Source organism: Variovorax sp. UC74_104, from assembly GCF_044055375.1.
In the GTDB taxonomy this organism is placed as follows: Bacteria; Pseudomonadota; Gammaproteobacteria; order Burkholderiales; family Burkholderiaceae_C; genus Variovorax.
This window is the reverse complement of record NZ_CP171978.1, coordinates 2,216,050-2,229,468: the sequence shown is the minus strand read 5'-3', so window position 1 is coordinate 2,229,468 and position 13,419 is coordinate 2,216,050. Positions and strand designations below refer to the sequence as shown.

Here is a 13,419-nt window from a genome sequence, read left to right as displayed (position 1 = left end):
GGTTTTCACCTAGCATCCAACGCCCGCCCGCTTCACGCTGGCGGGCGTTTCCACTTGGACTCTCATACAGGACCCCAGGAACGAAACATGCAGACTCGCCGCTCTCTTTTGGTCGCCATGGCCGCCACCGGAACCACCGCCGCCATGCTGACCGCCTGCGCCACCTCACCCACGCCGTCCTATACCGAACGTCCGCCCATCGTGTTCATGCACGGCAACGGCGACTCGGCCGCGCTCTGGCAGACGACGATCTGGCGCTTCGAATCGAACGGCTGGCCGCGCGACCGGCTGTTCGCGGTCGACCAGCCCAACCCGGTCGCACGCGACGACGACGCCGTGGCGCAACCCGGGCGCAGCTCGACCGGGGAATCGGCCGTGTTCCTCAAGGCCGAGGTCGACAAGGTGCTGAAGGCCACCGGCGCGAGCAAGGTGGTGCTGATCGGCAACTCGCGCGGCGGCAACACCATCCGCAACTACGTGCAGAACGGCGGCGGTGCGGCGGTCGTGAGCCACGTGGTGCTGGGCGGCAACCCGGCGCACGGCATCTGGGCGGTGAAGGGCTTCCGCGAGAACAACGAGTTCTCGGGGCTCTCCGGCTTCATGCAGCAGCTCAATGCGCCGAAGGGGCCGAACGGCGAAGAAGTCACGCCCGGCGTGAAATGGCTGACGCTGCGCTCCGACAACAACGACAAGTACGCCCAGCCCGACGGCGTGTGGATCGGCGCTCCCGGCAAGCCGACCAACATCGGCTTCGACGGGCCGGCGCTCAAGGGCGCCACCAACATCGTTCTGCCGCGCGTCGATCACCGCGAGACCTCGTTCTCGCCCGCTGCCTTCGCCACGACCTGGCAGTTCCTGACCGGCCAGGCGCCCAAGAGCACCGAGGTCGCACCGGAGACGAACGTGGTGCTCAACGGCCGCGCTATCGGCGCCGAGAACCTTCCGCTGAACGGCGCCACGGTGACCGTCTACGCGGTCAACCCGGCCACCGGCGCGCGGCTCGGCGAAGCCGTCTTCACGAAGTCCGTCGGCGCCGACGGCCGCTGGGGCCCGTTCAAGGCGCGCGGCGACGCAGCCTACGAATTCGTGCTGGCCACGCCCAGCTACGGCACCACCCACATCTACCGCAGCCCGTTCCCGCGCAGCAGCGGCGTGGTGAACCTGCGGCCCGAGCGCGTCACGCCGGCCGACGGCAGCGCCGGCGCGGTCGTCGTCTTCACCCGGCCCCGCGGCTACTTCGACGCGCAGCGCGACACCATGCGCTTCGACGGCCAGAGCCCGCCGGCGGGCGTGCCGCCCAAAGGCTCGGGCGTGTCGAGCTCGCGGCTGCGCGTGGCGGCCGCCGAGCCGCAGCGCGCGGTGACGGGCGAGTTCAACGACGAGCGCATCACCGGCCTGACCTGGCCGGCGGTGAAGGAGCATGTGACGGTGCTCGAGCTGACTTACTGATTCGAAGGCAGGCCTGGCCATGAGCGACACCGAATCTCCCTTCGTCCTGCAGTCGCGCGACGCACGCGGCGTGGTCACCCTGACACTGAACCGGCCAGCCGCGTTCAACGCGCTCTCCGAAGGCATGCTGGGCGCACTCGAGCAGGCGCTGGGCGAAATCGCCGCCGACGGCAGCGTGCGCGCGGTGGTCATCGCCGGGGCCGGCAAGGCCTTCTGCGCCGGACACGACCTGAAGGAGATGCGCGCCGCGCCCTCGCTCGACTATTACGAGCAGCTGTTCGAGCGCTGCGGCGCGATGATGCTGTCGATCCAGAAGCTGCCCGTGCCGGTGATCGCGCGGGTGCACGGCATCGCGACGGCAGCCGGCTGCCAGCTGGTCGCGGTCTGCGACCTCGCGGTGGCTTCGAGCGATGCGCGCTTCGCGGTCAGCGGAGTGAACGTGGGCCTCTTCTGCGCCACCCCGAGTGTCACGCTCTCGCGCAACCTCGGGCGCAAGGAAGCCTTCGAGATGCTGGTGACGGGCGAATTCATCAGTGCGCAAGAAGCGCGCGAGAAGGGGCTGGTCAACCGCGTGGCTTCGCCCGGGGAACTGGATGCGGCGCTCGAATCGCTGGTCGCCAGCATCGTCGCCAAGCCCCGCACCGCGCTCGTGCTGGGCAAGGCCCTGTTCTACCGCCAGCTCGAAACCGGCATCGAAGCCGCGCTGGCAGACGCGAGCCAGACCATGGCCTGCAACATGATGGACGAGAGCGCGCTGGAAGGCGTGCAGGCCTTCATCGAGAAGCGCCCGCCGGCCTGGAAGGGCTGATCAGACGCCCAGCCAGCCAGGAAGCCAGCTAGGAATCGTGCAGCCGCGAGCTCTGCGGCAGGTGCGCCATCAAAAACTCCATCTGGTCCGCCAGGATGCGGCGGTTTCGCAGGATGAAGTCTTCCCAGAGGCTGGGCACGTAGGGCGCATACAGCAGCGGCATGCCGGCCTGCTCGGGCGTGCGGCTGCTCTTGCGGTGGTTGCAGGGCCTGCAGGCCGTGACCACGTTCATCCAGGTGTCGATGCCCCGCTGGGCGAACGGGATGATGTGCTCGCGCGTGAGTTCGTCTTCGTGGAAGTGGCCACCGCAATAGGCGCAGACGTTGCGGTCGCGCGCGAAGAGCTTGCTGTTGGTGAGGCCGGGGCGCAGCGCGAAGGGGTTGATGCGAGGCACGCCCTTGGTGCCGATGATGCTGTTGATCGCGATCTGCGACTGCTCGCCCGTGATCGCGTTGTGGCCGCCACGGAACACCGCCACCTGCGCACCCACTTCCCAGCGGACTTCGTCCGCCGCGTAGTGGATGACCGCCTGTTCCAGCGAAATCCATGACTGGGGCAGCCCTTGGGCCGACAGCTTCAAGACCTTCACACACGCCTCCTCGAAAAGGGAGAGAACACGGAAAGACCAGGGACACGGAGCGCGTTGGAGACCCACGCCGATCAACGCACTGCGTCACAATATACCGGCTTTGTGACAAATCGGCCTGATTCGCCCAATCGACGGGCGAAAGGCGCTATCAAAAAGATACTCACCGATGCAGGTTTTTCGTGGCTTCCGGCATCCTGGCGTAGCCCCCGCCTGCGCCCTGACCATTGGCAATTTCGACGGCGTGCACCGCGGCCACCAGGCCATGCTCGCCCTGCTGCAGACCGAGGCCCGCCAGCGCGGGCTGCCGAGCTGCGTGCTCACCTTCGAGCCCCATCCGCGCGACTACTTCGCCGCCGTCACCAAGAAGCCCGACCTGGCGCCGGCGCGCATCGGCACGCTGCGCGACAAGCTCAGCGAACTGGCCGCCTGCGGCGTGGCGCAGACCGTCGTGCTGCCCTTCGACGCCCGGCTGGCCTCGCAGTCGCCCGAGGAATTCATCCAGAACGTGCTGCTCGACGGCCTGGGCGCGCGCTACGTGCTGGTGGGTGACGACTTCCGCTTCGGCGCAAAACGGGCCGGCGACTACGCCATGCTCGACGCGGCCGGCGATGCCCACGGCTTCGACGTGGCGCGCATGAACAGCTACGAGGTGCACGGCCTGCGGGTGTCCAGCTCCGCCGTGCGCGAGGCGCTGGCCGAAGGCCGCATGGCCGACGCCCACACCCTGCTGGGCCGTCCGTACGCCATCTCGGGCCACGTGGTCCACGGCCGCAAGCTGGGCCGGGCGCTGGGCGCCTCGGCGCCGGGCAAGGACGACGGCTTTCGCACCCTCAACCTGCGCTTCAAGCACTGGAAGCCGGCCGCCAGCGGCATCTTCGCGGTGCTGGTGCATGGCCTGTCCGAACAGCCCCTGCCGGGCGTGGCCAACCTGGGCGTGCGCCCCTCGCTGGACGCCAACGACGTCAACGCCGGGCGGGTCCTGCTCGAAACCCATTGCCTGGAGTGGCCCTCCCATCTGGGTGCCGAAGGGGCCTACGGTAAAATCGTCCGCGTGGAACTCCTGCACAAACTGCACGACGAATTGCGCTACACCAGCCTCGAAGCCCTCACCGCGGGCATCGCCAAGGATGGCCGCGACGCTCGCGCGTTCTTCGCATCGACCCACGCCGAAACCCACCGCCAGACCACGCGGGACCGAATTTAGCCCTGCACGCACCGTGCTGCCGCCCTTCGACAAGCTCAGGGCGAACGGCTTTACCTTCCGCACCGACACGCTTCATGCAGTTCGGGCTGAGCCTGTCCAAGCCCCCTGTTTCGCACCCCAACATGTCTGACGCTGCTTCTCCCAAAGACTACCGTTCCACGCTGAACCTGCCCGACACCCCCTTCCCCATGCGCGGCGACCTGCCCAAGCGCGAGCCGGGCTGGGTGAAGGAATGGAATGACGAAGGCGTCTACCACCGCCTGCGCGACGCCCGCCATGGCGCGCCCAAGTTCATCCTGCACGACGGCCCGCCCTATGCCAACGGCCAGATCCACATGGGCCACGCGGTGAACAAGATCCTGAAGGACATGATCACCAAGGCGCGCCAGCTCGAGGGCTACGACGCGCTGTACGTGCCCGGCTGGGACTGCCACGGCCTGCCGATCGAGAACGCCATCGAAAAGCAGTACGGCCGCAACCTGAGCCGCGACGAGATGCAGGCCAAGAGCCGCGCCTTCGCCACCGGCCAGATCGCCCAGCAGATGGCCGACTTCCAGCGCCTGGGCGTGCTGGGCGAATGGGACCATCCCTACAAGACGATGGACTTCGCCAACGAGGCCGGCGAGTTGCGCGCTTTCAAGCGCGTGATCGAGCGCGGCTTCGTCTACCGCGGCCTGAAGCCGGTGTACTGGTGCTTCGACTGCGGCTCGTCGCTGGCCGAGTTCGAGATCGAGTACGCCGACAAGAAGAGCCAGACCATCGACGTCGCCTTCAAGGCGCACGAGCGCGAGAAGGTGCTCAAGGCCTTCGGCACCGACCACACGATCCTGGGCGACATCTTCGCCGTGATCTGGACCACCACCGCCTGGACCATCCCCGCCAACCAGGCGATCAACCTCAACCCCGAGCTCGAATACTCGCTGGTCGACACCGAGCGCGGCCTGCTGATCCTGGCCAACTCGCTGGTCGAGATGTGCATGACGCGCTACGCGCTCGACGGCAAGGTGCTGGCCACGGTCAAGGGCGAGAAGCTCGGCGGCCTGGAGTTCGAACATCCGCTGTACGACGCGGACGCCGGCTACCGGCGCCTGTCGCCGGTGTACCTGGCCGACTACGCCACCGCCACCGACGGCACGGGTCTGGTGCACTCCTCGCCCGCCTATGGCGTGGACGACTTCAACTCCTGCATCGCCCACGGCGTGGCCTACGACGACATCCTGAACCCGGTTCAGGGCAACGGCAGCTACGCACCCGACTTCCCGCTCTTCGGCGGCCAGAACATCTGGAAGGCCGTGCCGGAGATCATCGCCGCGCTGCGCGAGGCCAACCGCCTGCTGACCACCGAGACCATCACCCACAGCTACCCGCACTGCTGGCGCCACAAGACGCCGGTGATCTACCGCGCCGCGGCGCAGTGGTTCGTGCGGATGGACGAAGGCGAAGGCGTGTTCACCAAGGACAAGGCGCCCAAGACGCTGCGCCAGACCGCGCTCGACGCCATCGAGCAGACCAGCTTCTACCCCGAGAACGGCCGCGCGCGCCTGCACGACATGATCGCCGGGCGTCCCGACTGGTGCATCAGCCGACAGCGCAGCTGGGGCGTGCCGATCCCGTTCTTCCTGCACAAGGATTCGGGCGAGCTGCATCCGCGCACCATGGAAATCCTCGACCAGGCCGCCGACATCGTCGAGAAGGGCGGCATCGAGGCCTGGAGCCGCGTCACCGTCGAGGAAATCCTCGGCGCGGAAGACGCGCCGCACTACACCAAGAGCACCGACATCCTCGAGGTGTGGTTCGACTCGGGCTCGACCTTCTCCCACGTGCTGCGCGGCACGCACCCCACCGTGCACCACGAGACGGGGCCCGAGGCCGACCTGTACCTGGAAGGCCACGACCAGCATCGCGGCTGGTTCCACTCGTCGCTGCTGATCGCCTGCATGCTGGAAGACCGCGCGCCGTACCGCGGCCTGCTGACGCACGGCTTCACGGTCGATGCCAAGGGCATCAAGATGAGCAAGTCGCTCAAGAACGGCATCGACCCGCAGGAAATCAGCAACAAGCTGGGTTCCGAAATCATCCGCCTGTGGGTGGCCGCGAGCGACTATTCGGGCGACATCGCGGGCGACGACAAGATCCTGGCGCGCGTGGTCGATGCCTACCGCCGCATCCGCAACACGCTGCGCTTCCTGCTCGCGAACACGAGCGACTTCGACATCGAGAAGGACGGCGTGCCGCTCGACCAGCTGTTCGAGATCGACCGCTACGCGCTCGCGCGCGCCGCGCAGTTCCAGGCCGAGATCCTCGCTCACTACAAGGTGTACGAGTTCCACCCGGTGGTGGCCAAGCTGCAGATCTACTGCTCGGAAGACCTGGGCGGCTTCTATCTCGACATCCTGAAGGACCGCCTCTACACGACGGCTCCGGGTTCGCTGGCGCGCCGCAGCGCGCAGACGGCCCTGTGGCACATCTCGCAGGCGATGCTGCGCTGGATGGCGCCGTTCCTGAGCTTCACCGCCGAAGAAGCCTGGAAGATCGTGGGCACCGGCAAGCCGGGCGACTCGATCTTCACGCAGACCTACAGCCAGTTCGACGCGCCCGACGAGGCCCTGCTGGCCAAGTGGAACCGCATCCGCGAGATCCGCGACGTGGTCAACAAGGACATCGAGGCCGTGCGCGCCGAAGGCAAGGTCGGCTCGTCGCTGCAGGCCAACCTGCAGCTGACGGCCCCGGCCGACGACTTCGCACTGCTGGGCTCGCTGGGCGAGGACCTGAAGTTCGTCTTCATCACCTCGGCGATCGCGCTGGCCGCGGGCGAGGCGCTCTCGACGGTGGTCACGCCGAGCGCCGCGCAGAAGTGCGAGCGCTGCTGGCACTACCGCGACGACGTGGGCCACGACCCGGCCCATCCGACGATCTGCGGTCGCTGCACCAGCAACCTCTTCGGTGCCGGCGAATCGCGGAGCGTTGCCTGATGGCCGCCGCCCGTTCCATGTCGGCTGCTTCGCGTTCGCGCGGCGGCAGCATCTGGCCCTGGCTCGGGCTGGCGGTGATCATCGTGATCATCGACCAGTTCACCAAGACGCTGATCCTGGGCTATTACAAGCTCGGCGACGCGACCTACGTCACGAGCTTCTTCAACGTCGTGCGCGCCCACAACACGGGCGCCGCCTTCTCGTTCCTCGCCGACCACTCGGGCTGGCAGCGCTGGCTGTTCACCGCGATCGGCGTGGGCGCGGCGGTGTTCATCGTGTGGATGCTGAAGTCGCACGCGGGCCAGAAGCTCTTTTCGTTCTCCATGGCCTGCATCCTGGGCGGCGCCATCGGCAACGTGGTCGACCGGATGATGCACGGCTACGTGGTCGACTTCCTGAGCTTCCACGCGGGCAACTGGTACTTCCCGGCCTTCAACGCGGCGGACAGCGCCATCACGCTCGGGGCGATCTGCCTGATCGTGGACGAGATCCGGCGGGTTCGCCGGGGCAAGTAGAGCTGTCTCTCCAACTCTCGTGAAAGGGGCCCGCCGGGCCCCTTTCTCTTTGGGCCGCCCCTCGCCCGCCGAAGCCAGGGTTTCTCCCGCTTTCTCCCGATGTCATAACAAAGACATACTGCTGCGGTTCAATGTAATCGATTACATGAACACCGCACGATGAGCATCCAAGCCGTTGCAGCCAAAGCCGGGGTCTCCGTGGCCACGGTCTCGCGCGCCTTCAACTTTCCGGACAAGGTGACGCCCGCCACGCGCGAGCTGGTGGAACGCGTGGCGCGCGAACTCGACTACGTGCCGAACGCCAGCGCACGCACCCTGCGCACCCAGCGCAGCCGCGTGCTCGGCGTGGTGCTTCCCACCTTGCTGAACCCGACCTTCGCCGAATGCCTGCAGGGCATTGCGCGCGCGGCCGTCGCGGGGGGCTACGCGATCATTCCGGTCACCACCGGCTACCGGATCGACGAAGAGGAGCGCGCCGTGCACCTGCTGCTGGCGGGCAATGTCGACGGCCTGATCCTCGTGGTGTCGAACCCTTCCACGTCTGCCACCCTGCCCCGCCTGCAGGCCGCCGGCGTGCCCTACGTGCTGGCCTACAACCGGCATCCCGACCACCCCTGCGTGTCGGTCGACAGCGAAGCCGCCGTGGCCGACGCGGTCACGCGCCTCGTGCTGCTGGGCCACCGGCGCATCGCGATGGTCAGCGGCACGCTCGCCGCGTCCGATCGCGCGCAGCAGCGCTACCGGGGCTTCCGCCAGGGAATGGCCGAGGCCGGGCTGGCGGCGCCCGCGCTCATCGAGGTGCCCTTCGTGGAGACGGCCGTCGATGCGCTCTCGACCCAGCTGCAGTCGCGCAACCGACCCACCGCACTGATCTGCTCGAACGACCTGCTGGCCATCCGCAGCATCCGCGCGGCGCACCTCAGCGGGCTGTCGGTGCCCGGCGACCTCAGCGTGATCGGCTTCGACGGCATCGCGCTCGGCGAAGACCTCACGCCCGCGCTCACCACCATCGCCCAGCCCAACAGCGACATCGGCCGGCACGGCGTCGAACTGCTGATCCAGGCCATGGCCAGCGGCGCCGCGCTGCAGGCCGATGCGAGCCTGCTGCTTCCCCATTCCTTCCGAGACGGCGAGTCGTGCGCTTCGGCGCACGAGAACGAGAACAACGACGACAACAACGCCGCGATTGCCTGACCCTCAGAAAACCTTGTTACCTGCCTACATCCATCCAAGGAGCTTCCCCATCATGTCCCTTCGCATCCACCGCCTGGCCCGCCTCGGCCTGCTCGCCGCCACGCTCGCCGCCGGCAGCGCCATGGCGCAGACCGCCATCTGCTACAACTGCCCGACCGAATGGGCCGACTGGGGCACCCAGCTGAAGGCCATCAAGGCCAAGACGGGCATCACCGTGCCGGCCGACAACAAGAACTCCGGCCAGTCGCTCGCGCAGCTGGTCGCCGAAAAGGCCAGCCCCGTGGCCGACGTCACCTACCTCGGCGTGACCTTCGCGGTGCAGGCCGCCAAGGACGGCGTGGTCGAGCCCTACAAGCCCGCCGCGTGGAAAGACATTCCCGACGGCCTGAAGGACCCGGCCGGCAACTGGTTCACCATCCATTCGGGCACGCTGGGCTTCATGGTCAACGTCGACGCGCTCAAGGGCAAGCCGGTGCCGAAGTCGTGGGCCGACCTGCTCAAGCCCGAATACAAGGGCCTGATCGGCTACCTCGACCCGGCCTCGGCCTTCGTCGGCTACGTCGGCGCTGTCGCGGTGAACGAGGCGCGCGGCGGCACGCTCGACAACTTCAAACCGGCCATCGACTACTTCAAGGCGCTGCAGAAGAACGAGCCGATCGTGCCGAAGCAGACTTCGTATGCACGCGTGCTCTCGGGCGAGATCGCGATCCTGCTCGACTACGACTTCAATGCCTACCGCGCCAAGTACAAGGACAAGGCCAACGTCGCCTTCGTGATCCCGAGCGAAGGCACGCTGGCCGTGCCCTACGTGATGAGCCTGGTCGCCAAGGCCCCGCACGCGGCCGACGCGAAGAAGGTGCTCGACTTCACCCTGTCCGACGAAGGCCAGGCCATCTGGGCCAAGGCCTACCTGCGGCCGGTGCGCGCCAGCGCGATGCCCAAGGAAGTCGAGGCGCAGTTCCTGCCGGCCAGCGAGTACGCCCGCGCCAAGAGCGTGGACTACGGCCGCATGGCCGCCGCGCAGAAGGCCTTCTCCGACGAGTACCTGAAGGAAGTCCGCTGAGCGGGCGCCGCGTGCGATGACGCAAGCCGCTTCTCACAACGCATCCAGCGCCTGGAACCCGCGCTGGCGCCTGCTGGCCTGCGTCGCGCCCGCGGCCGCCTTCTTCGCGGCCTTCTGGCTGCTGCCGGCGGTGCGCCTGCTCGCGCTGCCGGCGGACAAGGGCTGGGCCACCTACTTCGCCGTACTGACGGATTCGCGCTACCTGGCGAGCATGGCCAACACCGTCGTGCTCTCAGTGGCGGTGACGCTGGCCACGCTGGTGCTGGGCGCTGCCGTGGGCATCTATCTCGCGCGCCATTCCTTCATGGGCAAGCGCATGCTGCTGTCGCTGCTCACGCTGCCGCTGTCGTTTCCGGGCGTGATCATCGGCTTCTTCGTGATCCTGCTCGGCGGCCGGCAAGGCGTGATCGCCAGCATCAGCGACAGCCTGTTCGACGAGCGCATCACCTTCGCCTACGGCCTGCTCGGACTGTTCCTGGCGTACCTGTATTTCTCGCTGCCGCGCGCCATTGCCACCTACGCGGCGGCGGCCGAGTCGATGAACACGCAGCTCGAAGAAGCCGCGCGTTCGCTGGGCGCCTCGCGGCTGCGCGTGGCGCGCGACGTGTGGCTGCCCGAGCTGGCGCCCACCACGCTGGCCTGCGGCGCGATCCTGTTCGCGACCTCGATGGGCGCCTTCGGCACGGCCTTCACGCTGGCCAGCAAGTTCGAGGTGATCCCGATCACCATCTACAACGAGTTCACCAACTACGCCAACTTCGCGCTCGCCGCGTCGCTGTCGATCTCGCTGGGCGTCGTGACCTGGCTGGTGCTTTTCGTGGCGCGCCGCTTCGGTGCGAGCCCCGTCGCGCGCTGAGGCACACACCATGCGAAAGAACACTCAGGCCAAGGCCCCCTTCCTGCTCGCCGTCACGGTGATCGTGAGCCTCTTCATGATCGCGCCGATGCTGCTGTCGGTGATGGCGGGCCTGGTCAACAACTACAGCACCGGCCTGAAGAGCGGCCTCACGCTGCGCTGGCTAGGCGAGGTGTGGGAGAACTATGGAGGCACGGTGCGGTGGTCGCTCGCGCTGGCGGTCGCCTGCGTCGCCGGCACCGTGCTGCTGGGCGTACCCTGCGCCTATGCGCTGGCGCGCAGCCGCTCGCGGGCGGCGCGCATCTTCGAGGAGCTGCTGACCCTGCCGGTCGCGGTGCCGGGCCTGGCCACTGCGCTGGCGCTGATCCTCGCCTACGGCCAGCTCACGGCCTTCCGCCAGAGCTTCGCGTTCATCCTCGTGGGGCACATCGTCTTCACGCTGCCCTTCATGGTGCGCACCGTGAGCTCGGCCTTCCAGCGCGACGAACTGCTCGCGCTCGAGGAGGCCGCGCGATCGCTGGGCGCCAACTTCCGCCAGCGCTTCATGGGCATCCTGGTGCCTGCCGTGTTCCCGGCCATCGTGGCCGGCAGCCTGATGGTGTTCACGCTCTCGGTGGGCGAATTCAACCTCACCTGGATGCTGCACACGCCGCTCACCCGCACGCTGCCCGTGGGGCTGGCCGACAGCTACGCCTCGATGCGCATCGAGATCGGATCGGCCTACACGCTGATCTTCTTCGCCGTCATCCTTCCGGTGCTGTGGGGCCTGCAGTACCTCGCCAACCTGATTCAGAAACGCCATGGAACTTGAACGCATCCCCATCGACATCGCCAACTGCGCGAAGACCTACGCCGACGGCACGCGCGGCCTGCAACCCACCAGCCTGCGCGTGGAGGCCGGCGAGGTGCTGGCGCTGCTCGGGCCCTCGGGCTGCGGCAAGACCACGCTGCTGCGGCTGATCGCCGGGCTGGAGTCGCCCGATGCGGGCAGCCGCATCGTGTTCGGCGACCAGGACGTCACCCAGCGCCCGGTGGAGCAGCGCGGCGTTGGCATGGTGTTCCAGAGCTACGCGCTCTTTCCGCAGATGACGGTGGCGGCCAACATCGGCTACGGGCTGCGCATCCGGGGCGTCTCGCCCGAGGAGGAGAAGCGCAGCGTCGGCGAGCTGGTCGACCTGGTGCGGCTGGGCGGACTGGAGAACAAGCGCCCGGCCGAGCTTTCCGGCGGCCAGCGCCAGCGCGTGGCCCTGGCGCGCGCGGTGGCGGTGCGCCCGCGCGTGCTGCTGCTCGACGAGCCGCTGGCCGCGCTCGACGCCAAGCTCAAGGAATCGCTGCGCGACGAGCTCGCCGAACTGCTGCGCCGGCTGCACATCACGGCCATCCACGTCACCCACGACCAGCAGGAGGCGCTTGCCATCGCCGACCGGCTCGCGGTGATGCGCGCCGGCGGCATCGTGCAGGTGGGCCGCGGCGAGGACCTGTACCGCTCGCCCTCGCATCCCTTCGTGGCCGAGTTCCTGGGCCGGGTCAACCGGCTGGAGCGCGCGCAGGACGCCATCGCCCAGGGCGTTGTCCGACTCGGAGGAACGACCCTGCCCTGCCCCGGCGCCTGGCAGGGCCATGCGACGCTGCTGGTTCGGCCAGAGGACATCGAGGTCGGCGCGCCCCGGCTGGACTGGGCCGCCGCTGTCGTCGAGCGCCGCACCTTCCTCGGCGACCGCGTGCAGCTTCACCTTCGCGCCCAGGACCAGCCGATGCTGGTGGCCGACGTGGGTCGCGACAATCCCTTCGGGCCGGGCGACGCGGTGGGCCTGCGCATCCACCCCGACCGGCTGATGACGTCGCAGGAAACCAGCGCATGACCACACAAGCACTTCGCAACACCATCCTGGTCCAGCTGACCGACCTGCACATCCGCGAGCCGGGCCGCCTGGCCTACGGGCGTATCGACACTGCCCCGTACCTGGAGCGCGCCGTGCAGTCGGTGCTGGCCCTGCGCCAGCAGCCCGACGCGGTGGTCGTCACCGGCGACCTCACCGACTTCGGCCGCGCCGCGGAATACGAGCATCTCGCGCGCCTGCTGGCCCCGCTGACCATGCCGGTCTACCTGCTGCCCGGCAACCACGACGACCGCGAACAACTGCGCCGCAGCTTTCCCGATCACGCCTACCTGGGCACGGACGGCGATGGCTTCGTCCAGTATTCGGTGCGTGTCGGCGACCTGCGGCTGCTCACGCTCGACACCTGCGTGCCGCGCGCCAGCCACGGCGCGCTGTGCGAGAAGCGCCTGGCCTGGCTCGAAGCGCAGCTCGACGCCAGCCGCGACGAGCCGGTGGTCATCGCGATGCACCACCCGCCCTTCGAGACGCTGATCGGCCACATGGACGAGATCGGCCTGCTGGAAGGCGCCGACGCGCTGGAGGCGCTGGTCTCGCGCTACCCTAACGTCGAGCGCATCATCTGCGGCCACCTGCACCGCGCGATCGACGTGCGCTTCGGCGGCACCATCGCCTCCACCTCGCCGGCGCAGGCCCACCAGGTCTGCCTCGACCTTGCGCCAGACGCCGACTCGGCCTGGACGCTGGAGCCGCCATCGTTCCGGGTGCACGCCTGGTCCGCCCGCGGGCGCCGGCTCGTCACCCATCTGGCTGCCTCGGGCAGCTTCGAAGGCCCCTACCCGTTCCACGACAACGGAGCGCTTATCGACTGAAGCCCCGGCTTGTGGAAAATGGGGTCGAAACGAACCATAACGAAAAGAAAGGATAGAGC

12 protein-coding genes are annotated in these 13,419 nt (G+C 68.2%); 11 read left to right on the top strand and 1 reads right to left on the bottom strand.

All coding sequences use genetic code 11. The features are described 5' to 3' along the window. Positions 1–87: 87 nt before the first annotated feature. The gene (locus ACHMXA_RS10365) at positions 88–1,449 is read left to right on the top strand and encodes an alpha/beta fold hydrolase (RefSeq protein ID WP_395320584.1); all 1,362 of its coding nucleotides are present in this window, start codon (positions 88–90) and stop codon (positions 1,447–1,449) included. Positions 1,450–1,468: 19 nt separating this feature from the next. Next, on the top strand, positions 1,469–2,257 hold the full coding sequence (locus ACHMXA_RS10360) for an enoyl-CoA hydratase (RefSeq protein WP_395320583.1): 789 nt from the start codon (positions 1,469–1,471) through the stop codon (positions 2,255–2,257). Positions 2,258–2,285: 28 nt separating this feature from the next. Here ACHMXA_RS10360 and ACHMXA_RS10355 read toward each other — a convergent pair whose 3' ends face one another. Continuing rightward, positions 2,286–2,846, bottom strand: a complete 561-nt coding sequence (locus ACHMXA_RS10355) for an HNH endonuclease (protein ID WP_176668058.1) — start codon at positions 2,844–2,846, stop codon at positions 2,286–2,288. Between the two features lie 166 nt (positions 2,847–3,012). Here ACHMXA_RS10355 and ACHMXA_RS10350 point away from each other — a divergent pair, with 166 nt between their 5' ends. From ACHMXA_RS10350 to ACHMXA_RS10310, 9 genes are all read left to right on the top strand, one after another. Then, positions 3,013–4,050: a bifunctional riboflavin kinase/FAD synthetase gene (locus ACHMXA_RS10350; protein ID WP_395320582.1), complete on the top strand. Its 1,038-nt coding sequence runs from the start codon at positions 3,013–3,015 to the stop codon at positions 4,048–4,050. Between the two features lie 122 nt (positions 4,051–4,172). After that, positions 4,173–7,022: an isoleucine--tRNA ligase gene (gene ileS / locus ACHMXA_RS10345; protein ID WP_395320581.1), complete on the top strand. Its 2,850-nt coding sequence runs from the start codon at positions 4,173–4,175 to the stop codon at positions 7,020–7,022. Continuing rightward, positions 7,022–7,537: a signal peptidase II gene (lspA, locus tag ACHMXA_RS10340; RefSeq protein ID WP_176668055.1), complete on the top strand. Its 516-nt coding sequence runs from the start codon at positions 7,022–7,024 to the stop codon at positions 7,535–7,537. The genes ileS and lspA overlap by 1 nt, the downstream gene beginning before the upstream one ends. Before the next feature lie 159 nt (positions 7,538–7,696). Continuing rightward, the gene (locus ACHMXA_RS10335) at positions 7,697–8,731 is read left to right on the top strand and encodes a LacI family DNA-binding transcriptional regulator (RefSeq protein ID WP_395320580.1); all 1,035 of its coding nucleotides are present in this window, start codon (positions 7,697–7,699) and stop codon (positions 8,729–8,731) included. A gap of 52 nt (positions 8,732–8,783) precedes the next feature. Then, on the top strand, positions 8,784–9,794 hold the full coding sequence (locus ACHMXA_RS10330) for an ABC transporter substrate-binding protein (RefSeq protein WP_395320579.1): 1,011 nt from the start codon (positions 8,784–8,786) through the stop codon (positions 9,792–9,794). Positions 9,795–9,810: 16 nt separating this feature from the next. Then, positions 9,811–10,650, top strand: coding sequence for an ABC transporter permease (locus tag ACHMXA_RS10325; protein WP_395320578.1), 840 nt, complete (start codon positions 9,811–9,813; stop codon positions 10,648–10,650). Between the two features lie 10 nt (positions 10,651–10,660). Continuing rightward, positions 10,661–11,461: an ABC transporter permease gene (locus tag ACHMXA_RS10320; protein WP_395320577.1), complete on the top strand. Its 801-nt coding sequence runs from the start codon at positions 10,661–10,663 to the stop codon at positions 11,459–11,461. After that, positions 11,451–12,512, top strand: coding sequence for an ABC transporter ATP-binding protein (locus tag ACHMXA_RS10315; RefSeq protein ID WP_395320576.1), 1,062 nt, complete (start codon positions 11,451–11,453; stop codon positions 12,510–12,512). The genes ACHMXA_RS10320 and ACHMXA_RS10315 overlap by 11 nt, the downstream gene beginning before the upstream one ends. After that, on the top strand, positions 12,509–13,360 hold the full coding sequence (locus tag ACHMXA_RS10310) for a phosphodiesterase (RefSeq protein WP_395320575.1): 852 nt from the start codon (positions 12,509–12,511) through the stop codon (positions 13,358–13,360). The genes ACHMXA_RS10315 and ACHMXA_RS10310 overlap by 4 nt, the downstream gene beginning before the upstream one ends. The last annotated feature ends 59 nt before the right edge of the window (positions 13,361–13,419 follow it).